Source organism: Streptomyces sp. 7N604, from assembly GCF_052245475.1.
Taxonomy (GTDB): Bacteria; Actinomycetota; Actinomycetes; order Streptomycetales; family Streptomycetaceae; genus Streptomyces.
The window spans coordinates 24,736-47,350 of sequence record NZ_JBQQBX010000014.1 but is presented as its reverse complement, the minus strand read 5'-3'; the positions used below and the strand labels follow the sequence as shown (position 1 = coordinate 47,350).

Sequence of the window (22,615 nt, the reverse complement as noted above, 5' to 3'; positions counted from 1 at the left end):
GTGACGACGCGTCCTGAGAATTGCGCGCTGCGTGCCGTTCGTCAAGGCCCCCCGCCTCCCAGAGATCGTCCGGGAGGCCCGCAGACCAGGCAACGAAGATCACCATACCCGCCATGCAGCAGGGGGCAAGGGACCCTGTGCGGCAACGTCCGAGGGCGACCACCCGTTCGGGTGATCGCCCTCGGCGAACGAGTCGTGAGCCTTCAGAAGGTCACTTGACCTCGACGGACGCGCCGGCGCCCTTGAGGGACTCGGCGGCCTTGTCGGCCTGCTCCTTGTTGACCTTCTCGAGAACCGGCTTCGGGGTGCCGTCGACGAGGTCCTTGGCCTCCTTCAGACCCAGCGAGGTCAGCTCACGCACGACCTTGATGACCTGGATCTTCTTGTCGCCCGCACCGGTGAGGACGACGTCGAACTCGTCCTTCTCCGGCTCGGCCTCGGCGACCGGGGCGCCCGGCGCACCGGCGGCGGCGACGGCGACCGGCGCGGCGGCCTCGACGTCGAACTTCTCCTCGAAGGCCTTCACGAACTCGGAGAGCTCGATGAGGGTCATCTCGCTGAACTGCTCGAGCAGCTCGTCCTGGCTGAGCTTCGCCATGGTGGCGGTCCTTCCACTAATTCGGCTGGTGCCGGGTGTACTGCACTTCTTGGGCGGGCGTATGCCTACGGCATCACTTGGTTACGGGCCCGCTGCGACAGACGGGAGTCGGTTACTCCGCGTCGGCCTCGGCGGGAGCCGGCGTACCGGCACCGCCCTGCTCGACCTTGCTGCGAAGGGCGTCCGCGGTGCGGACGAACTTCGAGAGCGGGGCCTGGAAGGTCGCCGCGGCCTTGGCCATGGACGCCTTCATGCCACCGGCCAGCTTGGCGAGCAGCACCTCACGGGACTCGAGGTCCGCGAGCTTCTTGATCTCGTCAGCGGTCAGCGCCTTGCCGTCAAGGACACCGCCCTTGATGACGAGAGCGGGGTTCTCCTTGGCGAAGTCACGGAGACCCTTCGCCGCCTCGACCGGGTCACCGGTCACGAAGGCGACGGCCGACGAACCCGCGAACAGGTCGTCGAGCGTGTTGATCCCGGCCTCGTTGGCCGCGATCTTGGTCAGCGTGTTCTTCACCACACGGTACTGAGCGTTCTCACCGAGCGAACGGCGCAGCTCCTTGAGCTGTGCCACGGTAAGACCGGTGTACGCAGTCACAACAGCGGCGTTGGAGTTACGGAACTTGTCCCGCATCTCCTCGACGGCTGCGACCTTGTCGGGCCTCGCCATGAGCCTCGGCCTCCTTCCGGGTGATGAGGACCGCTCGGAAGGGGCTGAACAGAACAAACGCCCCGGCGCAGGCGCACGGGGCTCGGCTCGACCGGACAGACGCCCGGGAGCTTCATCCTCATTCACCTACGCGGGTCGTCCGCAGCTAGCGGATCCTTCGGCCGCCGTCCCCCTCTTGCAGAGGCACGGCAACGACCAGCGGTCTTTGGCTTCTCGCACAGATTACGCGGCCACGCGGCCGTACACAAATCGGCCCCCGCACGCAAGGGTGCGGGGGCCGATCGGGTTCGCTCGCGCGCCGCTGGCGACGGATCAGACGGCGGCCACGTCCTCCTCGGCGAGGAGGTTACGGGTGCGGTTGGCGTCGACCGGAATGCCGGGGCCCATCGTGGTGGTGATGGTGGCCTTCTTGATGTACCGGCCCTTCGCGGCGGACGGCTTCAGACGGAGGATCTCCTCCAGCGCCGCGCCGTAGTTCTCCACCAGCTTGGCCTCGTCGAACGAGACCTTGCCGATGATGAAGTGCAGGTTCGCGTGCTTGTCGACACGGAACTCAATCTTGCCGCCCTTGATCTCGGTCACGGCCTTGGCCACGTCCGGAGTGACGGTGCCGGTCTTCGGGTTCGGCATCAGACCACGGGGGCCGAGGACGCGGCCCAGGCGGCCGACCTTGCCCATGAGGTCCGGGGTGGCGACGACGGCGTCGAAGTCCAGGCGGCCCTTCGACACCTCGTCGATGAGCTCGTCGGCGCCGACGATGTCGGCGCCCGCGGCACGCGCGGCCTCGGCACGGTCACCGGTCGCGAAGACCAGGACCCGGGCGGTCTTACCGGTGCCGTGCGGAAGGTTCACGGTGCCGCGGACCATCTGGTCGGCCTTGCGCGGGTCGACGCCCAGGCGGAAGGCGACCTCGACGGTGCCGTCGAACTTGGTCGAGGAGGTCTCCTTGGCGAGACGGACGGCCTCGAGCGGGGCGTACACACGCTCCCGGTCGATCTTCGCGTCCGCAGCGCGGAAAGTCTTGCTGCGCTTCACTGCTGCTCCTACGTCAGTCATACGGAGGTGTGGTACGGGCCAGCGCGTGGCCCCTCCACGGGGGTGCTGAGGGGGGTGATCAGCCCTCGACCGTGATGCCCATGGAACGGGCGGTGCCGGCGATGATCTTCTCGGCGGCGTCCAGGTCGTTGGCGTTCAGGTCGGGCATCTTGGTGGTGGCGATGTCGCGGACCTGGTCGCGGGTGATCTTGGCGACCTTGGTCTTGTGCGGCTCGCCAGAGCCCTTGTCCACACCCGCGGCCTTGAGGATCAGCTTCGCGGCCGGCGGAGTCTTGGTGATGAAGGTGAAGGAACGGTCCTCGTAGACCGTGATCTCCACCGGCACGACCATGCCACGCTGCGACTCGGTCGCGGCGTTGTAGGCCTTGCAGAACTCCATGATGTTGACGCCGTGCTGACCCAGCGCGGGGCCGACCGGCGGAGCCGGGTTGGCGGCACCGGCCTGGATCTGGAGCTTGATCAGCCCCGTGACCTTCTTCTTCTTGGGAGGCATGCTCTCTCCGGGTCCTAGTGAGAGGTGATTCGCCTCCAGTCCGGATCATCCGGTTGGAGGCATACCGCACAACGATAACGGGTAGGGCTGCGCGGCCAAAAACCAGCCAGGCCAGACCAGCCCACGGAGAGCTGGTCCGACCTGGCTGGAAGCAGTCGGAAGCGGCGGAAGGCGCTGTCCGGAGCCTTCAGTTCTTCTGGATCTGGTCGAAGCTCAGCTCGACCGGGGTCTCCCGGCCGAAGATCTCGACCAGGCCCTTGACCTTCTTCGAGTCGGGGTTGATCTCGTTGATCGTCGCCTGCAGCGTCGCGAACGGGCCGTCGGTGACCGTGACCGAGTCGCCGACCTCGAAGTCCAGCACCTGGACCTCGACCTTGCGGCTCGGCGCCGGGACGCCCGCCTCCGCGGCGGCGGCCTTGGCCGCGGCCTCCTCCGCCTCCGGGGCGAGCATCTTGACGATCTCGTCCAGGGTCAGCGGGTACGGGTCGTAGGCGTTGCCGACGAAGCCGGTGACGCCCGGGGTGTTCCGGACGACGCCCCACGACTCGTTCGTCAGGTCCATCCGCACCAGCACGTAACCGGGCAGCTTGTTCTGGCGTACGTTCTTCCGCTCGCCGTTCTTGATCTGGACGATCTCTTCCTCGGGCACCTCGGCCTGGTAGATGAAGTCCTCGACGTTCAGCGAGACGGCGCGCTGCTCCAGGTTGGCCTTCACGCGCTTCTCGTAGCCCGCGTAGGTGTGGATCACGTACCACTCGCCCGGGAGGGTGCGCAGCTCCTCGCGCAGGGCCTCGACCGGGTCGACAGCCGGGGCCTCCTCCTCCGGAGCCACGTCCTCGGCGACCTCGGCCACGGCGGTGGCCTCGTCCTCGACGTGCATGGCGGCTTCCTCGGCCGGCTCGCCCGCCGCTGCGTCCGCAGCCTCGGCCTGGTCGACCTCGTCGGCCGCCTCGACGATGTCGACCGCTGCCTCGTCGCCCTCGGCGGGCTCGGTGGCGTCGTTCAGGTTCGGGTCGTCAGACACGGTGGCTGCTTCTTCCTGGCTTCAAGGGGTGGAACAGGCGGAGGTTCGTCCCGCGGACTCCCTCCGCGGGATCAGCCGAAGACGTACTTGACGGCCTCGGAGAATCCCCAGTCAATCACGGTCACAAGGCCGATCATGATGACAACGAAGACAATCACCACAGTGGTGTAGGTCGACAGCTGGCTGCGGGTCGGCCAGACGACCTTGCGAAGCTCCGCGACGATCTGTCGGTAGAAGAGCGCAAGTCGGCCCAGGGGACCCTTCTTGCCGCGCTTACCGCCGCGACGACCCTTCTTGGTCGCGATCTCGTCCTCGGGACGACCGCTTTCAGGCGTCGCGGTGGAGCCAGGGGCTGCCGTCACTCGTCCTCACCTGAATCCCGGGTCGTGGCCGTGCCGCGCCCGGTGGAGCCGCACGGCGGTGCAATCAGTACGTACCTGCACGCACATTCCTGACGAAGAATGTGCGGAGCAGGGCCGGAGGGACTTGAACCCCCAACCGCTGGTTTTGGAGACCAGTGCTCTACCAATTGAGCTACGACCCTTTGTTGTTTCCCCCAACGTACCGCATCCGCCCGGGTGCACGGAGTGCGCAGGGCGGAGCGGCCGGTGAAGGCCAACGACGCATGAGTGTACGTGGTCCACGGCCGGGCGTCGAACACGTACCTGCGAGGTCCCGGGATACCTGTGGATACCTGAGTGCCCCTCGGCGGCAGGGTCTGCGACGATGCAGTCATGACCGCTGCTACTCCACCCGCAACGTCCGCTACCGACCGACGGGTATCGGCCCGTATCGGCGCGATCTCCGAGTCCGCGACCCTGGCCGTGGACGCCAAGGCCAAGGCCCTCAAGGCCGCCGGGCGTCCCGTGATCGGCTTCGGCGCGGGCGAGCCCGACTTCCCGACGCCCGGCTACATCGTCGAGGCCGCCGTGGAGGCCTGCCGCAACCCGAAGTACCACCGCTACACGCCTGCCGGCGGTCTCCCCGAGCTCAAGGCCGCCATCGCCGCCAAGACGCTGCGCGACTCCGGCTACGAGGTCGAGGCGGCGCAGATCCTGGTGACCAACGGCGGCAAGCAGGCGATCTACGAAGCCTTCGCCGCGATCCTGGACCCGGGCGACGAGGTCATCGTCCCGGCCCCGTACTGGACCACGTACCCCGAGTCGATCCGGCTGGCCGGCGGCGTGCCCGTGGAGGTCGTCGCCGACGAGACGACCGGCTACCGCGTGAGCGTGGAGCAACTGGAGGCCGCGCGCACGGAGCGCACGAAGGTCGTGCTGTTCGTGTCGCCGTCCAACCCGACCGGTGCCGTCTACGCGCGCGAGCAGGTCGAGGAGATCGGCCGCTGGGCCGCCGAGCACGGCCTGTGGGTGCTCACCGACGAGATCTACGAGCACCTGGTCTACGGCGACGCCGAGTTCTCCTCGCTGCCCGCGCTCGTTCCGGAGCTGCGCGACAAGTGCATCGTCGTCAACGGCGTGGCCAAGACGTACGCGATGACCGGCTGGCGCGTGGGCTGGATCATCGGCCCCAAGGACGTGGTCAAGGCCGCGACCAACCTGCAGTCCCACGCCACCTCGAATGTGTCGAACGTCGCCCAGGTCGCCGCCATCGCCGCGGTCTCCGGTGACCTCGACGCCGTCGAGGAGATGAAGACGGCCTTCGACCGCCGCCGCCGCACCATCGTGCGGATGCTGAACGAGATCGACGGCGTGGTGTGCCCGGAGCCGGAGGGCGCCTTCTACGCGTACCCCTCGGTGAAGGGGCTGCTCGGCAAGGAGATCCGCGGCAAGCGGCCGCGGTCGAGCGTGGAGCTCGCCGAGGTGATCCTCGAGGAGGCCGAGGTCGCGGTCGTGCCGGGCGAGGCCTTCGGCACGCCGGGCTACCTGCGGCTGTCGTACGCGCTGGGCGACGAGGACCTGGTCGAGGGCGTCTCGCGGCTGCAGAAGCTGCTGGGCGAAGCGAAGTAGGGTCTTCTCGAATTCGTGAAGTAGCGGGCCTCCGGCTTCGGCCGGGGGCCCGCATTCGTTTTCGGGCACGGGCTCGTTCAGGGAATCCCCTACCGATACGCCGGATCCATGCGGCAGGATCTTCCAATGGAAAGCGCTCGATCCGTCCGTCTCCTGCCCAAGGCTCATCTGCATCTGCACTTCACCGGGTCGATGCGGCCCGGCACGCTGCTGGAGCTCGCCGAGAAGTACGGCGTCCATCTGCCCGACGCGCTGAGCGGCGGCGAGCCTCCCAGGCTGCGGGCGACCGACGAGCGCGGCTGGTTCCGCTTCCAGCGGCTCTACGACATCGCGCGGTCCTGTCTGCGGTCCGCGGAGGACATCCAGCGGCTGGTCCTGGAGGCGGCCGAGGAGGACGTACGGGACGGGTCGGGCTGGCTGGAGATCCAGGTCGACCCCACCTCGTACGCGCCCCGGCTCGGCGGGCTGATCCCGGCCATGGAGATCATCCTCGACGCGGTGGAGACGGCGTCCCGGGAGACGGGCCTGGGGATGCGGGTGCTGGTGGCGGCGAACCGTACGAAGCACCCGCTGGACGCGCGGACCCTGGCACGGCTCGCGGTCCGGTACGCGGACCGGGGCGTCGTCGGCTTCGGCCTCTCCAACGACGAACGCCGCGGTTTCGCGCGCGACTTCGACCGGGCCTTCGCGATCGCCAGGGACGGCGGGCTGCTCGCGGCCCCGCACGGCGGGGAGCTGTCCGGGCCCGGCAGCGTCCGGGACTGCCTCGACGACCTGGACGCGGGGCGGATCGGGCACGGCGTGCGGGCAGCGGAGGACCCGCGGCTGCTGCGCAAGCTGGCCGAGCGCGGGGTGACCTGCGAGGTCTGTCCGTCCTCGAACGTGGCGCTCGGCGTCTACGAGAAGCCGGAGGACGTACCGCTGCGGACGCTCTTCGACGCGGGGGTCCCGATGGCGCTGGGCGCGGACGACCCGCTGCTCTTCGGCTCCCGCCTCGCGGACCAGTACGAGCTGGCCCGCGCGCGCCACGGCTTCGCGGACGCGGAACTCGCGGAACTGGCGCGCCAGTCGGTGCGGGGCTCGGCGGCGCCGGAGGACGTGAAGGGGAAGCTGCTGGCCGGGATCGACGACTGGCTGGCCGGCTGAGGGCGGGTCGGACAGAGGTCGGGACGGACAGAGCGTGGTCCGAACTGAGGGCGGGTCGGACTGAGGGCAGGTCGGCTCCGGACTAGGCGATTCCGTTCAGGACCGTGCGGGCCACGGTGGGGGCGAACGCGTCGAGCGGCGGGACGGCGGCGTCGTCCCCCGTGAAGCCCTTCAAGAAGCCGCGCTGGTAGCAGGCGCCGAGCAGCAGGGCGGCGGCCGCGTCGGTGTCGGCGTCCTGGCGGATGCGGCCGGCGTCGCGTTCGGCGCGCAGATAGGCGGCGAGGGCATCGAGGGGGCGGTGCGGGCCCGCGTCCCCGCCGAGTTTGCGCAGCCCCTCGCGGTGGCGGCGCAGCAGGGCGGGCTCGGCGAAGAGGGAGGCGGCGATGGGCACGCTCGACTCGTAGAAGAGGGCGGCCCTGCGGACGATTTCGGTGAGGTTCTCCTCGACGCTGCCCGTCGCAGGGGCGTGCTGGAGCTCGGCGAGCAGCGAGCCGAGTCTGGGCAGCCGCTCTTCGAGGACGTGGACGAAGAGGTCCTCCTTGCTCGCGAAGTGCTTGTAGAGGGCGGCTTCGGAGCATCCGGCCGCCTTCGCGATCTCCTTGGTGGTGGCGCGGGCGAGGCCGATGGTGAGCATGAGCTCATGAGCGGCGTCGAGGATGCGGACCCGGGTGGGGGGCGGCGCTGGCATCGGTTGCTCCATCAGGCCTTGACGAAGGGGTGAGTGTCTACTCACCATAGTGGGGTGAGTGAATACTTACCCACCGATGGGAGCGGACACGCAATGGATCTCACGGTGTTCGGAGCGACCGGGGGCGTCGGGCAGGAGATCGTCCGGCAGGCCCTGGACGCGGGCCACCGCGTCACGGCCGTGGTGCGCGACCCGGCCCGGCTCACGGTGACCGGCGCTGAACTGCAGGTCGTGACGGCCGGGCTCGGGGACGCGGAGGCGCTGCGGCCGGCGATCGCGGGGCGGAACGCGGTGTTCTCGGGCCTCGGCCCGCGCAGCCCCAGGAAGGTCGGCATCGCCGAGTCCGGCACCCGCAGCATCCTGCGGGCCATGGAAGCCGAGGGGGTGCGCCGCTTCCTCGCGGTGAGCGCGGCGCCGCTCGGTCCCGTACCGGACGGCGACTCCTTCCTGCAGCGCCGGGTGCTCTTCCCGCTGATCTCGGGGCTGCTGCGCAGCGTGTACGACGACCTGCGGGCGATGGAGGACGAGATGCGGCGCAGCGCCACGGACTGGACATCCGTACGCCCGCCCAAGCTGACCAACAGAGCGCTCACCGGGGTGTACCGGACCGCGCTGAACGCGAATCTGCCGCGCGGCGGGAGCATCGGGCGCGCGGATGTGGCACACGCGATGCTGGCGATAGCCGACGACCCGGCGACCGTGAAGCAGGCGGTGGGGGTCGCGTACTAGCCACGTACGGGGTCGCCCTCCGGCCGCATGCGGAGACGGGTACTGGTCGCGTACGGGGGTCGCGGCAAGGACGCGTACGAACGGCCCGGAGGAGCCGATCCCTAGAGACTGACGCCGACCGTCACCGGCTCGTTGACGAGGGTGACGCCGAAAGCCGCGTGGACGCCGTCGCGCACCTCGCGGGCGAGGGCGAGGAGATCCTCGGTCGTCGCGCTGCCGCGGTTGGTGAGGGCCAGGGTGTGCTTGGTGGAGATGCGGGCCGGGCCCGTGCCGTAGCCCTTGGTGAAGCCGGCCTTGTCGATCAGCCAGGCGGCGGAGGTCTTGGTCAGGCCGTCGCCCGCGGGGTAGGCCGGGGGCGCCGCGTCCGGGCCGAGGCGCTCGGCCACGCGGGCCAGGAACGCCTCGTGCTCGGCGGCGCTGAGGATGGGGTTGGTGAAGAAGGAGCCCGCTGACCAGGTGTCGTGGTCCTCGGGGTCCAGCACCATGCCCTTGCCCGCGCGGAGCTTGAGGACCGCCTCCCGCGCGGCCGCGGCGGGCACGCGGTCGCCGGGCGCGGCGCCCAGAGTGCGGGCGAGCTCGGCGTACTTCACCGGGGCGGACTGGCCGTCGGCGTCCTCGAGTTGGAAGCGGACGCGCAGGACGACGTACCGGCCGGGGTCGGCCTTGAAGCGGCTGTGGCGGTACGAGAAGGCGCACTCCGCGTTCGGGATCGTGACCGTCTCGCCGCTGCGGCGGTCGTAGGCGACGACCTCGGTGATGACCGAGGAGACCTCCTGGCCGTACGCGCCAACGTTCTGGATCGGCGTCGCGCCCGCGGAGCCGGGGATTCCGGCGAGGCACTCGATCCCGGCGAGGCCCGCCTCGACGGTGCGCGCGACGGCCTCGGACCAGTTCTCGCCCGCCGCGAGCTCGAGGCGGGTGCCTGAGAGGGCGAAGCCGGTGGTGGCGATGCGCAGGGCCGTGCCGTCGAAGCCCTTGTCGCCGATGACGAGGTTGCTGCCGCCGGCGATGATCAGGAGCGGGGTGCCGGCCGCGTCGGCCTCGCGGACGGCCGAGACGACCTCGTCGTCCGTGGTGGCGGTGACCAGGCGGGTGGCGGGGCCGCCCAGCCGGAAGGTGGTCAGCGGGGCGAGAGGGGCATCGTGGAGTTCCTGCACGCGCACAAGCGTAAGGGGCGGGCGCCCATGCTCCCCGCCCCTTACCACCGCACACCCGGCCCTTACCACCGCACACCCGCTGCTCCTTACGTCCGCACGCCCACTGTCCCTTACGTCCTTACGTCCCGGCGCCCGGCCCCTGCGGCTGCCTCATGCCCGGACCCCCGGCGGCTCAGCGGCAGTCTGGGCTGATCGTCAGGTCCCGTGGCCCGCGGAGCCCTGCGCCGCCCGGGAACCAGCAGCGCCACCAGCGCGGCGACGGCCACCGCCGCGGCGCCGGTCCACAGGGCCGGGTTCAGGCCGTCGACGAAGTCGCGGGGCGACGCGTAACCACCCTGCGCCGAGAAGACCGCCGACAGGATCGCGATCCCCAGCGCTCCCCCGACCTCGCGCATCGCGTTGTTCGCGCCGGAGGCGACGCCCTGCTCCCGGGTCCTGACGCTGGCCATCACCACATTGGCGGTGGGTGCGAAGTACAGCGCCATGCCGATACCGCTGACCACGAGCGCGGGCAGTTGCGCCACGTACGAGACGCCGGGCGTGATGACCAGGGCGAAGAGCGCGAGGCCGAGCGCCTCGAGGGCCAGGCCCGCCACGATGATCGGCCGACCGCCGATGCGGTCGGAGAGCGCGCCCGCAACCGGGGTCACGACCAGCGACATCGCCGTCCAGGGCAGCATCCGGATACCCGCCTCCATGGGGCTGTAGCCGCCCACTCCCTGAAGGAACTGGCTGAGCAGGAAGATCGACCCGAACATGCCGAGGAACATCAGCAGGCTCGCCGCGTTGATCGCGCTGAAGGCACGGCTGCGGAAGAGGCTCATCGGCAGCATGGGCCTCGGGGTGCGCAGCTCGTACGCGACGAAGGCCACCATGAGGACCGCACCGGCCGTGAGGCCCGTCAGGATCCGGGAGTCGGTCCAGCCGTCGGCGTTGCCGCTGATCAGCGCGTAGACGATCCCGAACAGGCCTGCGCTGGCGAGGGCCGTGCCCGGCAGGTCGAGGCGGTTGTCCGGGCCGTGGCTCTCGGTCAGGCGGAGGCGGGCCAGCGGGAGCAGCGCGATGCCGACGGGAACGTTCAGCCAGAAGATCCACTGCCAGGAGAGGTGTTCGGTGACCGCGCCGCCGACGAGCGGTCCCGCGGCGACCGCGAGGCCGTTGACCGCGCCCCAGATGCCGTACGCCATGCCGCGCCGCTCGGCGGGCACGGCGGCGGTGAGCAGGGTCAGGGTGAGCGGCATGACCACCGCGGCGCCGATGCCCTGGGCTGCACGGGCGGCGACAAGACCGTCGATGCCGGGCGCCATGGCGGCCGCGGCGGAGGCGCCGGTGAAGACGGCGAGCCCCGCGCAGAAGAGGCGGCGGCGGCCGAACCGGTCGCCGAGGGCGGCGCCGAAGAGGAGGAGTACGGCGAAGGTGAGGGTGTAGGCGTTCACCGTCCACTCGAGGTCCTCGAGGCCGCCGCCGAGGTCTTCCCTGATGGAGGGCAGGGCGGTGGTGACGACGAGGTTGTCCAGGCTGGCCATGAAGCCGGACATGCTGGTGATGACGAGGGCCCAGACCGCGGTGCGGCGGGTTGTTCGCTGCTGCATCTCCCATCCTGTTCATATTAGTTATCACTCAATAACTTCTGCGGGCGCGGAAAAGCGCGACGCCCGGACAGCATGCTTCAGTCGGGGAACGCGCCGAACCCGGACCACACCCGGTGCTCGGTGGGAAACCCGAGCGACACGAGGACGTTGATCAGCATTCCCCAGGCCATGAACCTGGTGGTCTCGACGTCCTCCGCGCCGAGCGCCAAGTGCGCCTGATCCCACAGCTCGGACCACTCGTCGCGGATCGCCGCGCCGAACTCGTGGTCACCGGCCGCCTCGGCCGACGCGACCGCGACGTACATCTGCATCTGCATGAGCAGCTTGTCACGGTCACGTACGAGCTTCTTGTACGCCGCCGCCATCGCGTCGAGGGGCGGCATGTCCGGCGACTCCGCCCTTGCCTCGGCGAAGGCCCGGCGGGTGTCCTCCAGGCAGCGGCCGGCCGCAGCGAGGAAGATGGCCTGCTTGTTGGGGAAGAGCCGGAAGAGGTACGGCTGCGAGACGCCCACGCGGCGCGCGATGGCCTCGGTCGATGTGCCGTGGTAACCGCCCCGGGCGAACTCGGTGATCGCCGCGCGGACGACGCTCTCGCGCCGCTCCTCGGCGCTCATCCGGATGCTTCCCTTGGCCATGTGGGCGTAAGTTAGTGGCCAATCACTACTAAAGCAAGGGTGGCGCCGCGGCCCGGCGCAGAGTGCGTGCACCGGGCCGCGGGCGCTCGGAATCTCGCGAGGCGCGGAGGCTGGTACGCGCGCCCCTCAGGCGAGGCGGACGAGGGCGCGGGACATGCCCAGCACCTTCTGGCCCGCGCTGACGGCCGTGAGGTCGACCCGTACCGTACGGTTCTCCAGCTTGGCCGCGACCTTGGCGCTGACCTCGATGGTCGCGCCCCGGTCGTCGTTCGGGACCACGACGGGCTTGGTGAACCGCACGCCGTACTCGGCGACCGCCCCCGGGTCGCCGACCCAGTCGGTCACCACCCGGATCGCCTCGGCCATGGTGAACATGCCGTGCGCGATGACGTCCGGGAGGCCCACCTCCTTGGCGAACTTCTCGTTCCAGTGGATCGGGTTGAAGTCGCCGGACGCGCCCGCGTACCGGACGAGGGTGTCGCGCAGCACCGGGAAGGTCTGGGCCGGCAGCTCGGTGCCGACCTCGACCTCGTCGTACGAAATCTTCGCCGCCATCGCCTCAGTCCTCCTCGGCGGCGCGCGCCACCAGCTTCGTGTGCGCCGTCACCACGTGCTCGCCGCTGTCGTCGTGGACGTCGCCGCGGACGTCGAGGATGTCGTTCCCCGCAAGGGACTTGATGGACTCGATCGTCGAGGTGACGTGGAGCCGGTCGCCCGCGCGGACCGGCCGCGAGTAGACGAATTTCTGGTCGCCGTGGACGACACGGCTGTAGTCGAGGCCCAGCGCCGGGTCATGGATGACCTGTTCCGCCGCCTTGAAGGAGATCACGAAGACGAAGGTCGGCGGAGCGATCACATCCGGGTGGCCGAACTCCTTGGCCGCGTCCGCGTCGGTGTAGACGGGATTCGGGTCACCGATCGCCTCGGCGAATTCACGGATCTTCTCGCGGCCGACCTCGTACGGCGGGGTGGGCGGGTAGGACCGTCCGACGAAGGACTGATCGAGCGGCATGGCTCGCTACCTCCTGGGTCGTTGCTCAGTCGATGATCGGGGTGACTGGTCGACGTCGGCTCGACGCCGGGTCGATCTCCGGTTCGCTGCTGGGTCGATCAACGACGCGAGGCCGCCCCCGGGGTGGGGGCGGCCTCGCGTGTCAGCCTGAATTACCGCGTCTCGCGGTGCGCCGTGTGCGAGTTGCAGCGCGGGCAGTACTTCTTCATCTCAAGACGGTCCGGGTTGTTGCGCCGGTTCTTCTTGGTGATGTAGTTCCGCTCCTTGCACTCAACGCAGGCCAGCGTGATCTTCGGGCGGACGTCGGTGGCAGCCACGTGAGTGCTCCTTGACGAACGGATGGATGAACGCAGGAAAGAGTAGCCGATTGAAGGACCGATCCCACAATCGGCTACGCGGTGTAGCGGCGACCGGACTTGAACCGGTGACACAGCGATTATGAGCCGCTTGCTCTACCGACTGAGCTACGCCGCTTGGGATGAACAGACTCCCCGCCGACCGGCGGGAGGACTGATCACCAGAGCCCCAATACGGAATCGAACCGTAGACCTTCTCCTTACCATGGAGACGCTCTGCCGACTGAGCTATTGGGGCGAGCGGTGAAGACATTACACGCTCGGCCGCCGAACGTGAAATCCGTATCGGTACCTCCTCCCCAGGTGGCCAGGCCACCACACCAGTACGACTATTCGGCTCCTCCTCGATGCCGTACCGGCCTCGCCATAGGCTCGTCCCGCGCTGTGTGATCTTGGCGGCGCAGGGTCCCGGCCAGGGGCCACCGGACACGGTCATGGTCCACCGGACCCGGTCATGGTCCACGGGACCCGGTCAGGGAGCGCGATGCCAGGAAGCCACCCGCAGCACCCGCAGCAACCCCCGAAGCGCGAGGGCGCGGCCCCCGACCCCGGCGGGCTGGTGCTGTGCGGCGCGCGGCTCACCGACGGACGCACCGTGGACGTACGGCTCAGCGGCGGGCGTATCGAGGCCGTCGGCACGGCGGGCAGCCTCGCCCGCGGCGCGGGCAGGCCGGGAGCCGGGTCGAGGGTGGACCTCAGCGGCTATCTGCTGCTGCCGGCACCCGCCGAGCCGCACGCGCACAGCGACACCGCGCTCACCGCCGACGCCGCGGGCCCCGTCTCGTACGCCCCCGAGGACGTCCAACGGCGCACTACCGAGGCGGCGCTGCTGCAACTCGGGCACGGGGCGACCGCCCTGCGCACGCACATCCGGATCGGCGGGGCGCAGGGGCTGAGCTCACTGGGGGCCGTACTGCAGGCGCGGCGCGCACTGCGCGGGCTGACGGAGCTGTCGGTGGTCGCGGTGCCGCGGGTGCTCACCGGTGCCGCCGGGGCGGACGGGCTCGCCATGCTCAGGGACGCGGTGAAGATGGGCGCGGGAGTTGTGGGCGGCTGCCCCGACCTCGACCCCGATCCGACCGGCTTCGCGCAGACGGTCCTGGAGGTCGCGGCGGAGCACGGCTGCGCCGTCGACCTGCACACGGAGGGCGACGATCCCGTCCGGCTCGCGCGGCTCGCGGCGATGGCGGGCGGTCTGCGGCCCGGCGTCTCTCTCGGGCCGTGCGCGGGGCTCGCGCGGCTGCCGCGGGATGTGGCGGGGCGGGCGGCGGACCAGCTCGCGGCGGCCGGGATCACCGTCGTCTGCCTGCCGCAGGGAGGCTGCGGGGCCATGGAACGGGCGGGGGCGGAGGAGCCGCGGGCGGAGGAGGAAGGGCCGGAACGGTCCCGGGAGGACCGCTCCGCAGGAGCGTGCGCCGCCGCTCCCGGGGCCTGCGCGCCTCCCGTACGGCTGCTGCAGGCGGCGGGCGTACGGGTCGCGGCCGGCAGCGGTGCGATGCGCGACAGGGCGAACCCGGCGGGGCGTGGCGACCCGCTGGAGGCGGCGTACCTGCTCACGGCGCAGGGCGGAGTGCGGCCTGAGGTGGCGTACGGCGCGGTGAGCGGGCACGCGCGCGGGGCGATGGGGCTGCCGGAGGTACGGGTGGAGGCCGGGTTCCCCGCGGAGTTGCTCGCCGTGCGCGGGGAGGGGCTCGCGGGGGTGCTGTCGCTGGCGTACAGCCGCGTCGTGGTGCACCGGGGGCGGGTGGTGGCGCGAACCAGCGCGGTGCGCGAGTACTGCGACTCGGCGGCGGTCGCGGCCCTGGACCTGCCGCGCCAGGCGCAGGGCGAGTCCTAGGAGCGGGGACCGCGCACACCCCGGCCGGAGGACTCGTCATCCCGAGGGAACGGGAGCGGACCTGACCCGAGGTGCGGCCGCGGCGACCGGCCAACACCTCGTACGCGGAGCCGGGTTCCGGAGGTGCGGCCCGGGTATCACGGCGTACGGTCGGAACCATGCGCATTGTCATCGCCGGTGGACATGGTCAGATCGCGCTGCGGCTGGAGCGGCTGCTCGCCGTGCGCGGCGACGAGGCGGCGGGCCTGATCCGCAATCACGCATACGCGGATGACCTGCGGGCGGCGGGCGCCGAGCCCGTACTCTGCGACCTCGAGTCGGCGTCGGTCGAGGAGGTCGCGGCCCATCTGCAGGGCGCGGACGCGGCGGTCTTCGCGGCGGGTGCGGGGCCGGGCAGCGGAGCCGCGCGCAAGGACACGGTGGACCGGGCCGCGGCGGTGCTCTTCGCGGACGCGGCGGAGCGCACCCGCGTGCGGCGCTACCTCGTCGTCTCCGCCATGGGGGTCGACCGCGAGCCGCCCGCGGGCACCGATCCGGTGTTCGCGGCCTACCTGCGGGCCAAGGGCGCCGCCGACGACGACGTACGGGCCCGGAAGGGGCTCGACTGGACGATCCTGCGGCCCGGCAGGCTCACCGACGAGCCGGGTACGGGTCTGGTGAACCTCGCCGAGCAGACGGGGCGGGGCGCGGTGCCGCGCGACGACGTGGCGGCGGTCCTCGCCGCGCTCCTCCGCGAGCCGGGCACGACGGGGCGCACGCTGGAGCTGATCTCCGGCACGGTGCCGGTGGAGGAAGCGGTGAAGGCGGCGTCGACGGGCTGAAGGGCGCGGGGGCGGACGCGCCGCGGGGGTTCGTACGACGCGGATTTTCATGCGGGGCGGGTTTCGTACGGGGCCGGCCTTCCGTATCACGCTCCGGCGCGGCCCCCGGCCGGGATGCGTTCGGCCGGGGGCCGCAGCACGCTAGGGAGCATGGACGGAGAGCAGCCGCCCGTGGTCGTACACCCGTGGGCCGAGGGCGCCCGCCGCGTGACGATCCGCGGCGAGCCGGTCGGCAAAGCGCGCTCGCCGAGCGATGTGTTGGAGTTCCTGCGCGTGGCCGGGCTGGACGAGAACGCCGTGCGGCTGGACGATCCGGACCTCATCGAATGGCGGGGCGGCGGCCCCGCCGACTGGCCCGACGAACAGGACCAGCCATGAAGCCCACAGAGCCGGCAGGACCGGCAGGACCGGCAGAGCCAAGGGGACCCGGGACGCCCCGAGAGGCCCCGATCACCCAGGACGAGCGCACGGTCCTCCGCGCGATCGACGAGTTCCTGGACACCAAGCCCCCCCGCCAGCCGCACACGACCGATCTCGTACGGGCGACCGGCCTGTCCGAGGACACCGTCACCGAGGCCGTCCGCTCCCTGGAACGCCTCGACTACATCGTGGTCGAGCCCCCGAAGCTGGGCGGCACGGGCGAGATCACCCACATCACGAGGACGGGCCAGCACCACCTCTGAGGGCCGGTGAGGGCGGAGCACCGGCAGTCGACGGCCGGATCTTCGCGCCCCCTTCCGCGCTGCGCCGCTCCCACCCACCCGCATTCGAACGTGCGTACTATTAAGTCTCGTGGCGGACACATACGACTTCCCCGACGACCTCCTGGAAGCACAGCAGGAGCTGCACAAGGTGCGACACGAGCTCACCGCGCTCTACGGGCGACTGCCGCGGTACACGGACGGCTGGAGCGACGAGGACCGGCGGAAGGTCAGGGAGCTCCTGGACCGGGACCTGGAGCTCGCGGTGTTCGTGAGTACCCATGTCTTCTGGGACTCCCTCGAGGGCCCGGCGCGTGTCACGGGCCGTATGGCGCTGAAGCACGTCCACGATCCGCCGGAGGACGCCGCGCCCGAGGCATCGGGCGCGCCTGACCCGTAGCCGCGCCTCGGTCGCCCGCTCGCGGTGCTCTCCGCTCGCGGGCCAGACTGAAGTGAGGGGGCGGTTGGAGGCTCACCATGACCGAGTTCGCCGACGCCGATACGGCCGGTGGTGTCCGGCTGGCCTACGACTCGGCGGGACGCGGGGAGCCGGCGATGCTGTTCATTCACGGCTGGTGCTGTGACCGGACCTCTTTCGCACCGCAGTTGACGCACTTCGCGGCGGATCACGCTGTCGCTGCTCTCGATCTGCGCGGACACGGCGACAGCGACCGGCCCGAGCCGGGCGCGGGTGTCTACGACGACATCTCCGGGTTCGCCGACGACGCGCTCGCGGTCGCCCGGGCCGCCGGATTCGACCGGCCGGTCGTGGTCGGGCACAGCCTGGGCGGGCTGGTCTCGCTGGCGTGCGCTGCCCGGAGCGGCGCGGTGCGGGCGGCGGCGATGCTCGCCTCCGCGCCGGTCCTCGACCCGGAGGGGAAGGCGGCCTTGGCGCAGTCGTTCCCTGCCATAGCCGCCGACGAGGACGGTTCGTGGCGCACCGCCTTCGCGTCCGGGCTCTTCCTGCCCACCGACTCGGTCCGCCGGGACGAGATCATCGCGCAGATGGCCGCGCTGCCCGCGGAGATCGCCGCGGCGGAGCTGCGGGCGATGGAGCGGTTCCACGGCGCGAGCGCGCTGGCCCGGACCGAGGTTCCGCTCCTGTCGGTCGACCCCGCGGACGCCGAGCCCGAGCTGCGCGCCGAATCCCCCGGCATCGCCATCGGCCGGACCGTCGGGGCCGGGCACTTCATCCAGCTCGAAGTGCCTGAGCAGGTCAACGCGATGATCGAACGGTTCCTCGCGATCAACGGCCTCTGAAGCGCACGCGGTCGCGGTCGCCCGGCGGGACAGCCGTCCCCCGGTTCCGCCGGTTCCACCGGTTCCGCGGTTCCCCCGGTTCCGCGAGAGCTCAGCGGCCGCGCAGCCGCTCCATATCCCGCCGGTCCCGCTTCGTCGGCCGCCCGGCGCCGCGGTCGCGCCGCGGGACCTCCGCGATCTCCTCGCGGGGCGGTGGCGGCGGGCTGTTGTCGACGAAGCACTCGGCGGCGACGGTGGCCCCGACCCGCTTCCGTACGACGCGCGACACGACGACGATCCGCTCGCGCCCGGCATGGCGCAGCCGCACCTCGTCCCCGGGCCGCACCGCGTGGGCGGCCTTGACGCGTTCGCCGTTGACGCGAACGTGCCCGGCGCGGCAGGCCGAGGCGGCCAGCGAACGGGTCTTCGTGAGCCGCACGGACCAGATCCAACTGTCGACTCGTACGGTCCCCTCGTCTGAAGCCATGCCACGACTCTAGGACTTCGCGGACGCCGAACGGCCCCTGACCGCGTTTCCGCGGACCAGGGGCCGTTTCGTCGTTCAACGGCCCGTCCGAGGTGTCCGGCTCCTCGGGGAGCATGGCCCGTACCTCACACGTCCTACTGCCAGAACTCTCGTGAAAGCCTCACACTCGCGGCCTTGCGTCCGCTCCAATGGCGGTCATGGCTACGGGAACACCCCGCGCGAGGGGCGCGCAGTCGGCAGCTTCACCAGATCATGAGCCGCAGAACGGTTGAGGTGCAGCCCTTCGTGGATCGAAGCTAGATCGTGATCACGAGCTTGCCGCGAGTCTGCCCGTCCAACATGTAGCGGATGGCCGCGGCGACCTCGCTGAGCGGGTACGTCCGGTCGACGGCGGGTGCGATCTTGCCGGACTCGATGAGATCGCGGAGCGTCATCAGATCTTGGGCGTTCTCCGACGACACGAAGGTACCCAGCTTCTGGCCGACGAACGGGGACAGCAGATGCGCCCGGAGGTGACGGTCAATGCCGCCGAGCCATCGGCCATCGGTCTCGCCTCCGACGATGACAAGCCGTCCTCGGGGTGTGAGGGCGCGGCGGAGATGTGACACCCGGCGGTTGCCTCCGATGTCGAGGACGACGTCGTAGCGGCGCTGCCCGTCAGCGAAGTCCTCTCGGGTGTAGTCGATGACGTGGTCGGCGCCGATAGCTCGGACCGCGTCAGCCTTCGCCGTACTGCACACGCCCGTGACCTCGCCTCCGTATGCCTTGGCGATCTGCACGGCGAACGTGCCCACGCCTCCCGACGCGCCGACGATCAGCACCTTCTGGCCAGCCTGGACTCGTCCATGGTCGCGAACGGCTTGGAGGGCGGTGAGCCCGGAGATGGGAACGGCAGCCGCCTGGCCGAAGGAGAGGTTCGCCGGCTTCGGTGCGAGCTTGTCCGTCCGGACGCGCGCGTACTCGGCGAACGAGCTGCTGCTGATGCCAAACACCTCGTCACCCGGCTTGAAGCCGGTCACGCCGGCGCCGACGGCTTCGACCGTTCCCGCAAGGCTGCGGCCCGGGTTGGGGCTCTTCGGCCGACGGAGGCCGAACCCCGCGAGTCGGATGGGATAAGGCAGGCCGGCCATCACGTGCCAGGTGCCCCGGTCCACGCTGGCCGCGTGCACTCGCACCAGGACTTCGTCGCGCTGGATCGTGGGCTTGTCGATCTCCGCGAGCCTGAGGACGTCCTCGGGCGCAGGGCCGTACCGGTCCTGGACGATCGACTTCATGATCTCCCGCCGGTGGTCACGGCGGTCGGCTCTGTCGGGTTGTTGAGCTGCTTGTGGTGCATGGCAAGCCTCCGGATTCGTTGAAACCTTACGACGTAAGGCTTATCCTTACGGCGTAAGGATGTCAAGGGCCGACGATAGGAGTACGCAGATGACCCCGCGGACCCCCCGCGCTCGAGCGCCCCGCACCCCGCTCAGCCGGGAACGGGTGCTGCACGCCGCTGTCGCCTTCGCCGACGAGCACGGGCTCGAGGCGCTCAGCATGCGCAAGCTCGGCGAGGCGGTCGGGGTCGAGGCAATGTCGCTGTACACCCACGTGGCCAACAAGGACGACCTCCTTGACGGCATGATCGACATGATGTTCAGCGAGATCGATCTGCCGTCCGGCGAGGACGACTGGAAGGCGGCGATGCGTCAGCGGGCGATCTCAGTTCGCCGAGTCCTGTCCCGCCACCGCTGGGCGATCGGTCTGATGGAGTCGCGGACCTCGCCCGGTCCGGCGACGCTGCGGCACCACGACGCCGTCATCGGATGCCTGCGGAACGCCGGCTTCTCCGTCGAGTTGACCGCGCACGCGTACTCGGTCCTCGACAGCTACATCTACGGTTTCGCCCTCCAGGAGCGCGGCCTGCCGTTCGACACTCCCGATGAGACCACGGAGCTGGCTCAGGCCATGCTGGCGCAGTTCCCCGCTGACCAGTACCCCCACCTGGCAGAGCTGACGACCGAGCACGTGCTCCGGCCCGACTACGACTACGGCAACGAGTTCGAATTCGGACTCGATCTGATCCTCGATGGGCTCGAGAGGACCTGCGACACCGCCGTCAGGCCCGGCAGGACCGACAGGAACGACAGGACCGACAGGACCGACAGGACCGACAGGACCGGCTGCCGGACTGGAAGGAGCAGCACAACATCTCCCACCGACGGGCCCGGGCCCGGGTCGAGCACGTCTTCGCCCGCCTGAAGAAGGGGAAGATCCTGCGGGACTGCCGGCTGAAGGGCGACGGGGTCTTCTGGGCCGCGGGCGGCGTCGCCCACATGCACAACCTCGCCCTCTCTGAAGCCTGAACAGGGCGTTACGAGATCGTTCAAACTTGGGGGGCTGGAGTGCCGTTCGGAGGGGGTGCCGAGCGCGAGGTCATCTGAGCTGCGAGCCAGTCCAAGTCCTTGTACAGGAGAGGCTCTCCGAAGCGCTCCCGCTGCTCGTCAATCCACGGCCGGTAGTTTCGCTGCACTGCGGCTACAGTGCCGCCACGTGCCTGATCGATGATCTTTGGATCGAAGGCGTCGGCCTGTGCAGCAACGGCAAGGTAGTTGAAGATCGCCAGATACTCGGTGATGAGCCTTATCGCCTCCACCTCACCCGCTAGGCCCCGGTTGACGAGTGCCGTCACTCCGGCAGTGTCACGGTCATCGGGTATTCCCCTCTCGCGGAGGTCTCCCCGCCTGTCCATGGTGGCGCTGAGGTATTCCAAGGTGGCCTGAGTGCGCCGTCGGTCGTGATCAAACCGGGTGGCTTGGGCAAGCATTCGTAGCTGCCATGCCAGGGCGCCGAAGGCGACAACGCTCACGACGAACGAACCCAACGAGACCAGGAGAGACCAACGTTCATACGACGTCACGGGCGATCATCCTACGAGAGCAGCCGTCGGTCCCGGGCTGTTTCGGATGACGGCTATCGGGGCGTCAATGAGGACAAGACACGGCCCGCCCAGGACCCGCACCGCCTGGACGAGACGACAGCACTGGAGAGGACGCAGCCCCGTGAACACCTCGGCTTCAGGGGTTGAGCGGAGACCACCTGCAAGTCCCATCGCAGCCGAATCAAGAGACAGCCTTCAAAGCTCCTTAAAGCCGCACCCACGGGCGGTTCCAGGCTTGGTGGGCTCCGGAGGTAATTCCGGTCGATTACGTCTGGGTCGTGGTCCCTCTGCTTGAGGCGTTCGTAGGGGGTTTGGCCGCCGAGGCCGCCGTGGGGGGCGATGGCCCCTACCCCGGCGGGCCCGGGGCGTGGGGGCAGGGCCCGACGGCCGGGCGTCCGGTGCCGGTCGGCCGGGTCGCCGGGTGCACGGGTGCCGTGCCCTGCCGGGCCGTGCCGTGCCGTGCCGTGCCGTGCCGTGCCGACGGCATCACAGGCCACGCCCCACGCCGGGCCCGTGCAGGGCGCCCCGGTGTGGCGGCCGACCCTTGGGCCTAGCCCGCCCGGGCGGCGGCGAGGTGGGCGTCCACGGCGACGACACCGTCAACGCCCTGACACAGGCCCACGACCACCGGGACGAGACGCGGTTCCGGGACGTGACCCCGCAGGGTGACGGCCCCGTCCCGGACCTCGACCGCGACGGTGCCCTCGTCCAGGCCGAGGATGCGCCCCAGGACGTCCTGCTCGACCTCGCTGCGGATCTCGGCGTCGGAGCGGACGAAGGTCTCGAGCAGGTCGCTGCGGCTGACGATGCCGGTGAGGAGCCCGTCGTCGCCGACCACCGGCAGCTGCTTGACGTGCCGCCTGCGGAGTTCCCGCGCGGCCCGGGGGATTGTCCAGTCGGCGCGGGCGGTGAAGACGGGGCTGCTCATGAGCGCGCCCGCCGTCCGGGCCCGGGCCTTGCCCCAGGCGCGCTCGTCGCTCCCCTCCCGCCCTTGCGGATCGGGCATCCCGGTCTCGTGCCGCAGCACGTCGGACGCGGACACGACGCCGAGGGGGGAGCCGTCGTCGTCGACGACCGGGGCCGCAGCGATGTCGTTCGCGTCCAGCAGGGCGGCGATCTCGTGGAACGGTGTGTCGAGGCGGAGGGTGACGACCTCCTCGGTCATCACGTCACCGACCGTGCGGCGGTGCAGCATGGCATCGGCCTCCTCCGTTGTGCGACGGGCGGCCGCGGTCGGACCGCCCCGGGCGGACGACGCGCGGCACGCCGGTCTCCGACTGCGCGTCCCGCGGCCGCCGCGGCCCTGCCCGGCTCGTGCACGCCGTCTCCCCCACCCATGACAGCACCGCGCCGCTCCGGCGACCAGTGACGTTCCGCCTGGCGGGGAGGACCGGGACTCCCGGCGCCGACGGACCGCGCTAGCGCCGGTAACAGGTGGAGTACGCCTGGCGGCTGATTCCGAAGTAGGGGTAGCTCTGCGCGAC

The 22,615-nt window shown here is 70.5% G+C and carries 27 protein-coding genes, 3 tRNA genes and 1 pseudogene; 11 read left to right on the top strand and 20 right to left on the bottom strand.

Annotated elements, in window-relative coordinates:
* Positions 1 to 211: 211 nt before the first annotated feature.
* From rplL to ACTWP8_RS16890, 7 genes are all read right to left on the bottom strand, one after another.
* Positions 212 to 598 (bottom strand): 50S ribosomal protein L7/L12, encoded by a 387-nt coding sequence (gene rplL / locus ACTWP8_RS16920; protein WP_443319076.1) that lies wholly within the window; start codon positions 596 to 598, stop codon positions 212 to 214.
* A 112-nt stretch (positions 599 to 710) separates the two neighbouring features.
* Entirely contained in the window at positions 711 to 1,268 is a 558-nt protein-coding gene (rplJ, locus tag ACTWP8_RS16915) for a 50S ribosomal protein L10 (RefSeq protein ID WP_443319077.1), read from the bottom strand.
* Positions 1,269 to 1,580: 312 nt separating this feature from the next.
* Entirely contained in the window at positions 1,581 to 2,303 is a 723-nt protein-coding gene (gene rplA / locus ACTWP8_RS16910) for a 50S ribosomal protein L1 (RefSeq protein ID WP_443319078.1), read from the bottom strand.
* Positions 2,304 to 2,382: 79 nt separating this feature from the next.
* Positions 2,383 to 2,817 carry a 50S ribosomal protein L11 gene (gene rplK / locus ACTWP8_RS16905; RefSeq protein ID WP_055471151.1) on the bottom strand — a complete coding sequence of 145 codons (435 nt, stop codon included), beginning with the start codon at positions 2,815 to 2,817 and terminating at the stop codon, positions 2,383 to 2,385.
* Positions 2,818 to 3,004: 187 nt separating this feature from the next.
* Positions 3,005 to 3,841 (bottom strand): transcription termination/antitermination protein NusG, encoded by an 837-nt coding sequence (gene nusG / locus ACTWP8_RS16900; RefSeq protein WP_443322981.1) that lies wholly within the window; start codon positions 3,839 to 3,841, stop codon positions 3,005 to 3,007.
* Positions 3,842 to 3,912: 71 nt separating this feature from the next.
* Positions 3,913 to 4,203 carry a preprotein translocase subunit SecE gene (secE, locus tag ACTWP8_RS16895; RefSeq protein ID WP_443319080.1) on the bottom strand — a complete coding sequence of 97 codons (291 nt, stop codon included), beginning with the start codon at positions 4,201 to 4,203 and terminating at the stop codon, positions 3,913 to 3,915.
* 109 nt (positions 4,204 to 4,312) lie between these two features.
* Positions 4,313 to 4,385, bottom strand: a tRNA-Trp gene (locus ACTWP8_RS16890).
* Between the two features lie 190 nt (positions 4,386 to 4,575).
* Between ACTWP8_RS16890 and ACTWP8_RS16885 the strand changes: the two genes are divergently transcribed.
* Positions 4,576 to 5,811, top strand: a complete 1,236-nt coding sequence (locus ACTWP8_RS16885; protein WP_443322980.1) for a pyridoxal phosphate-dependent aminotransferase — start codon at positions 4,576 to 4,578, stop codon at positions 5,809 to 5,811.
* Between the two features lie 108 nt (positions 5,812 to 5,919).
* On the top strand, positions 5,920 to 6,957 hold the full coding sequence (locus tag ACTWP8_RS16880; RefSeq protein ID WP_443322979.1) for an adenosine deaminase: 1,038 nt from the start codon (positions 5,920 to 5,922) through the stop codon (positions 6,955 to 6,957).
* An 82-nt stretch (positions 6,958 to 7,039) separates the two neighbouring features.
* Here ACTWP8_RS16880 and ACTWP8_RS16875 read toward each other — a convergent pair whose 3' ends face one another.
* Entirely contained in the window at positions 7,040 to 7,645 is a 606-nt protein-coding gene (locus ACTWP8_RS16875) for a TetR/AcrR family transcriptional regulator (protein ID WP_443322978.1), read from the bottom strand.
* Between the two features lie 93 nt (positions 7,646 to 7,738).
* Between ACTWP8_RS16875 and ACTWP8_RS16870 the strand changes: the two genes are divergently transcribed.
* Positions 7,739 to 8,374 (top strand): NAD(P)-dependent oxidoreductase, encoded by a 636-nt coding sequence (locus ACTWP8_RS16870; RefSeq protein WP_443322977.1) that lies wholly within the window; start codon positions 7,739 to 7,741, stop codon positions 8,372 to 8,374.
* A gap of 101 nt (positions 8,375 to 8,475) precedes the next feature.
* Here the strand turns inward: ACTWP8_RS16870 and ACTWP8_RS16865 are convergent, their stop codons facing one another.
* From ACTWP8_RS16865 to ACTWP8_RS16830, 8 genes are all read right to left on the bottom strand, one after another.
* Entirely contained in the window at positions 8,476 to 9,531 is a 1,056-nt protein-coding gene (locus ACTWP8_RS16865; protein ID WP_443322976.1) for a UDP-N-acetylmuramate dehydrogenase, read from the bottom strand.
* A gap of 110 nt (positions 9,532 to 9,641) precedes the next feature.
* Positions 9,642 to 11,123, bottom strand: coding sequence for an MFS transporter (locus ACTWP8_RS16860; protein ID WP_443322975.1), 1,482 nt, complete (start codon positions 11,121 to 11,123; stop codon positions 9,642 to 9,644).
* A 77-nt stretch (positions 11,124 to 11,200) separates the two neighbouring features.
* Entirely contained in the window at positions 11,201 to 11,758 is a 558-nt protein-coding gene (locus ACTWP8_RS16855) for a TetR/AcrR family transcriptional regulator (protein ID WP_443322974.1), read from the bottom strand.
* A 126-nt stretch (positions 11,759 to 11,884) separates the two neighbouring features.
* Positions 11,885 to 12,313 (bottom strand): MaoC family dehydratase, encoded by a 429-nt coding sequence (locus tag ACTWP8_RS16850; protein WP_443322973.1) that lies wholly within the window; start codon positions 12,311 to 12,313, stop codon positions 11,885 to 11,887.
* Positions 12,314 to 12,317: 4 nt separating this feature from the next.
* A complete protein-coding gene (locus ACTWP8_RS16845) occupies positions 12,318 to 12,770 on the bottom strand; it encodes an FAS1-like dehydratase domain-containing protein (RefSeq protein ID WP_443322972.1) in 453 nt (150 codons plus the stop codon).
* A 152-nt stretch (positions 12,771 to 12,922) separates the two neighbouring features.
* On the bottom strand, positions 12,923 to 13,087 hold the full coding sequence (rpmG, locus tag ACTWP8_RS16840; RefSeq protein WP_255952984.1) for a 50S ribosomal protein L33: 165 nt from the start codon (positions 13,085 to 13,087) through the stop codon (positions 12,923 to 12,925).
* Between the two features lie 84 nt (positions 13,088 to 13,171).
* A tRNA-Met gene (locus ACTWP8_RS16835) sits at positions 13,172 to 13,244 on the bottom strand.
* 47 nt (positions 13,245 to 13,291) lie between these two features.
* Positions 13,292 to 13,364: transfer RNA gene (locus tag ACTWP8_RS16830), tRNA-Thr, on the bottom strand.
* Between the two features lie 246 nt (positions 13,365 to 13,610).
* Here ACTWP8_RS16830 and ACTWP8_RS16825 point away from each other — a divergent pair.
* The 6 genes from ACTWP8_RS16825 (at position 13,611) to ACTWP8_RS16800 (ending at position 17,745) form a co-directional block, all read left to right on the top strand.
* A complete protein-coding gene (locus ACTWP8_RS16825) occupies positions 13,611 to 14,963 on the top strand; it encodes a hydrolase (protein ID WP_443322971.1) in 1,353 nt (450 codons plus the stop codon).
* Positions 14,964 to 15,121: 158 nt separating this feature from the next.
* Positions 15,122 to 15,784: an NAD(P)H-binding protein gene (locus ACTWP8_RS16820; RefSeq protein WP_443322970.1), complete on the top strand. Its 663-nt coding sequence runs from the start codon at positions 15,122 to 15,124 to the stop codon at positions 15,782 to 15,784.
* A gap of 150 nt (positions 15,785 to 15,934) precedes the next feature.
* Positions 15,935 to 16,162: a hypothetical protein gene (locus ACTWP8_RS16815; protein WP_443319092.1), complete on the top strand. Its 228-nt coding sequence runs from the start codon at positions 15,935 to 15,937 to the stop codon at positions 16,160 to 16,162.
* Entirely contained in the window at positions 16,159 to 16,467 is a 309-nt protein-coding gene (locus tag ACTWP8_RS16810; protein WP_443322969.1) for a hypothetical protein, read from the top strand. Before ACTWP8_RS16815 ends, ACTWP8_RS16810 begins: the two co-directional genes overlap by 4 nt.
* 109 nt (positions 16,468 to 16,576) lie before the next feature.
* Entirely contained in the window at positions 16,577 to 16,885 is a 309-nt protein-coding gene (locus tag ACTWP8_RS16805) for a hypothetical protein (protein ID WP_443322968.1), read from the top strand.
* Between the two features lie 77 nt (positions 16,886 to 16,962).
* Entirely contained in the window at positions 16,963 to 17,745 is a 783-nt protein-coding gene (locus ACTWP8_RS16800; protein ID WP_443322967.1) for an alpha/beta fold hydrolase, read from the top strand.
* Positions 17,746 to 17,836: 91 nt separating this feature from the next.
* Here ACTWP8_RS16800 and ACTWP8_RS16795 read toward each other — a convergent pair whose 3' ends face one another.
* Both ACTWP8_RS16795 and ACTWP8_RS16790 read right to left on the bottom strand, forming a co-directional pair.
* Complete coding sequence (locus ACTWP8_RS16795; protein WP_443322966.1) at positions 17,837 to 18,211, bottom strand: RNA-binding S4 domain-containing protein; 375 nt, start codon at positions 18,209 to 18,211, stop codon at positions 17,837 to 17,839.
* A 296-nt stretch (positions 18,212 to 18,507) separates the two neighbouring features.
* A complete protein-coding gene (locus tag ACTWP8_RS16790; RefSeq protein WP_443322965.1) occupies positions 18,508 to 19,485 on the bottom strand; it encodes an NAD(P)-dependent alcohol dehydrogenase in 978 nt (325 codons plus the stop codon).
* A gap of 121 nt (positions 19,486 to 19,606) precedes the next feature.
* Here ACTWP8_RS16790 and ACTWP8_RS16785 point away from each other — a divergent pair.
* Positions 19,607 to 20,233: pseudogene (locus ACTWP8_RS16785) on the top strand (TetR/AcrR family transcriptional regulator); the annotation flags it as partial.
* Positions 20,234 to 20,295: 62 nt separating this feature from the next.
* Positions 20,296 to 20,556, top strand: coding sequence for a transposase (locus ACTWP8_RS16780; RefSeq protein WP_443323093.1), 261 nt, complete (start codon positions 20,296 to 20,298; stop codon positions 20,554 to 20,556).
* Between the two features lie 20 nt (positions 20,557 to 20,576).
* Here the strand turns inward: ACTWP8_RS16780 and ACTWP8_RS16775 are convergent, their stop codons facing one another.
* Both ACTWP8_RS16775 and ACTWP8_RS16770 read right to left on the bottom strand, forming a co-directional pair.
* A complete protein-coding gene (locus ACTWP8_RS16775) occupies positions 20,577 to 21,110 on the bottom strand; it encodes a DUF4760 domain-containing protein (RefSeq protein ID WP_443322964.1) in 534 nt (177 codons plus the stop codon).
* Between the two features lie 571 nt (positions 21,111 to 21,681).
* A complete protein-coding gene (locus tag ACTWP8_RS16770) occupies positions 21,682 to 22,326 on the bottom strand; it encodes a CBS domain-containing protein (protein WP_443322963.1) in 645 nt (214 codons plus the stop codon).
* Positions 22,327 to 22,615: the final 289 nt, after the last annotated feature.

Bases quoted from the DNA above. Each gene is read 5' to 3' on its own strand.
- rplL (WP_443319076.1), bottom strand. From the start codon at position 598: ATGGCGAAGCTCAGCCAGGACGAGCTGCTCGAGCAGTTCAGCGAGATG.
- rplJ (WP_443319077.1), bottom strand. From the start codon at position 1,268: ATGGCGAGGCCCGACAAGGTCGCAGCCGTCGAGGAGATGCGGGACAAG.
- rplK (WP_055471151.1), bottom strand. From the start codon at position 2,817: ATGCCTCCCAAGAAGAAGAAGGTCACGGGGCTGATCAAGCTCCAGATC.
- ACTWP8_RS16885 (WP_443322980.1), top strand. From the start codon at position 4,576: ATGACCGCTGCTACTCCACCCGCAACGTCCGCTACCGACCGACGGGTA.
- ACTWP8_RS16880 (WP_443322979.1), top strand. From the start codon at position 5,920: ATGCGGCAGGATCTTCCAATGGAAAGCGCTCGATCCGTCCGTCTCCTG.
- ACTWP8_RS16875 (WP_443322978.1), bottom strand. From the start codon at position 7,645: ATGCCAGCGCCGCCCCCCACCCGGGTCCGCATCCTCGACGCCGCTCAT.
- ACTWP8_RS16870 (WP_443322977.1), top strand. From the start codon at position 7,739: ATGGATCTCACGGTGTTCGGAGCGACCGGGGGCGTCGGGCAGGAGATC.
- ACTWP8_RS16860 (WP_443322975.1), bottom strand. From the start codon at position 11,123: ATGCAGCAGCGAACAACCCGCCGCACCGCGGTCTGGGCCCTCGTCATC.
- ACTWP8_RS16855 (WP_443322974.1), bottom strand. From the start codon at position 11,758: ATGGCCAAGGGAAGCATCCGGATGAGCGCCGAGGAGCGGCGCGAGAGC.
- ACTWP8_RS16850 (WP_443322973.1), bottom strand. From the start codon at position 12,313: ATGGCGGCGAAGATTTCGTACGACGAGGTCGAGGTCGGCACCGAGCTG.
- ACTWP8_RS16845 (WP_443322972.1), bottom strand. From the start codon at position 12,770: ATGCCGCTCGATCAGTCCTTCGTCGGACGGTCCTACCCGCCCACCCCG.
- ACTWP8_RS16825 (WP_443322971.1), top strand. From the start codon at position 13,611: ATGCCAGGAAGCCACCCGCAGCACCCGCAGCAACCCCCGAAGCGCGAG.
- ACTWP8_RS16820 (WP_443322970.1), top strand. From the start codon at position 15,122: ATGCGCATTGTCATCGCCGGTGGACATGGTCAGATCGCGCTGCGGCTG.
- ACTWP8_RS16815 (WP_443319092.1), top strand. From the start codon at position 15,935: ATGGACGGAGAGCAGCCGCCCGTGGTCGTACACCCGTGGGCCGAGGGC.
- ACTWP8_RS16810 (WP_443322969.1), top strand. From the start codon at position 16,159: ATGAAGCCCACAGAGCCGGCAGGACCGGCAGGACCGGCAGAGCCAAGG.
- ACTWP8_RS16800 (WP_443322967.1), top strand. From the start codon at position 16,963: ATGACCGAGTTCGCCGACGCCGATACGGCCGGTGGTGTCCGGCTGGCC.
- ACTWP8_RS16795 (WP_443322966.1), bottom strand. From the start codon at position 18,211: ATGGCTTCAGACGAGGGGACCGTACGAGTCGACAGTTGGATCTGGTCC.
- ACTWP8_RS16790 (WP_443322965.1), bottom strand. From the start codon at position 19,485: ATGAAGTCGATCGTCCAGGACCGGTACGGCCCTGCGCCCGAGGACGTC.
- ACTWP8_RS16770 (WP_443322963.1), bottom strand. From the start codon at position 22,326: ATGCTGCACCGCCGCACGGTCGGTGACGTGATGACCGAGGAGGTCGTC.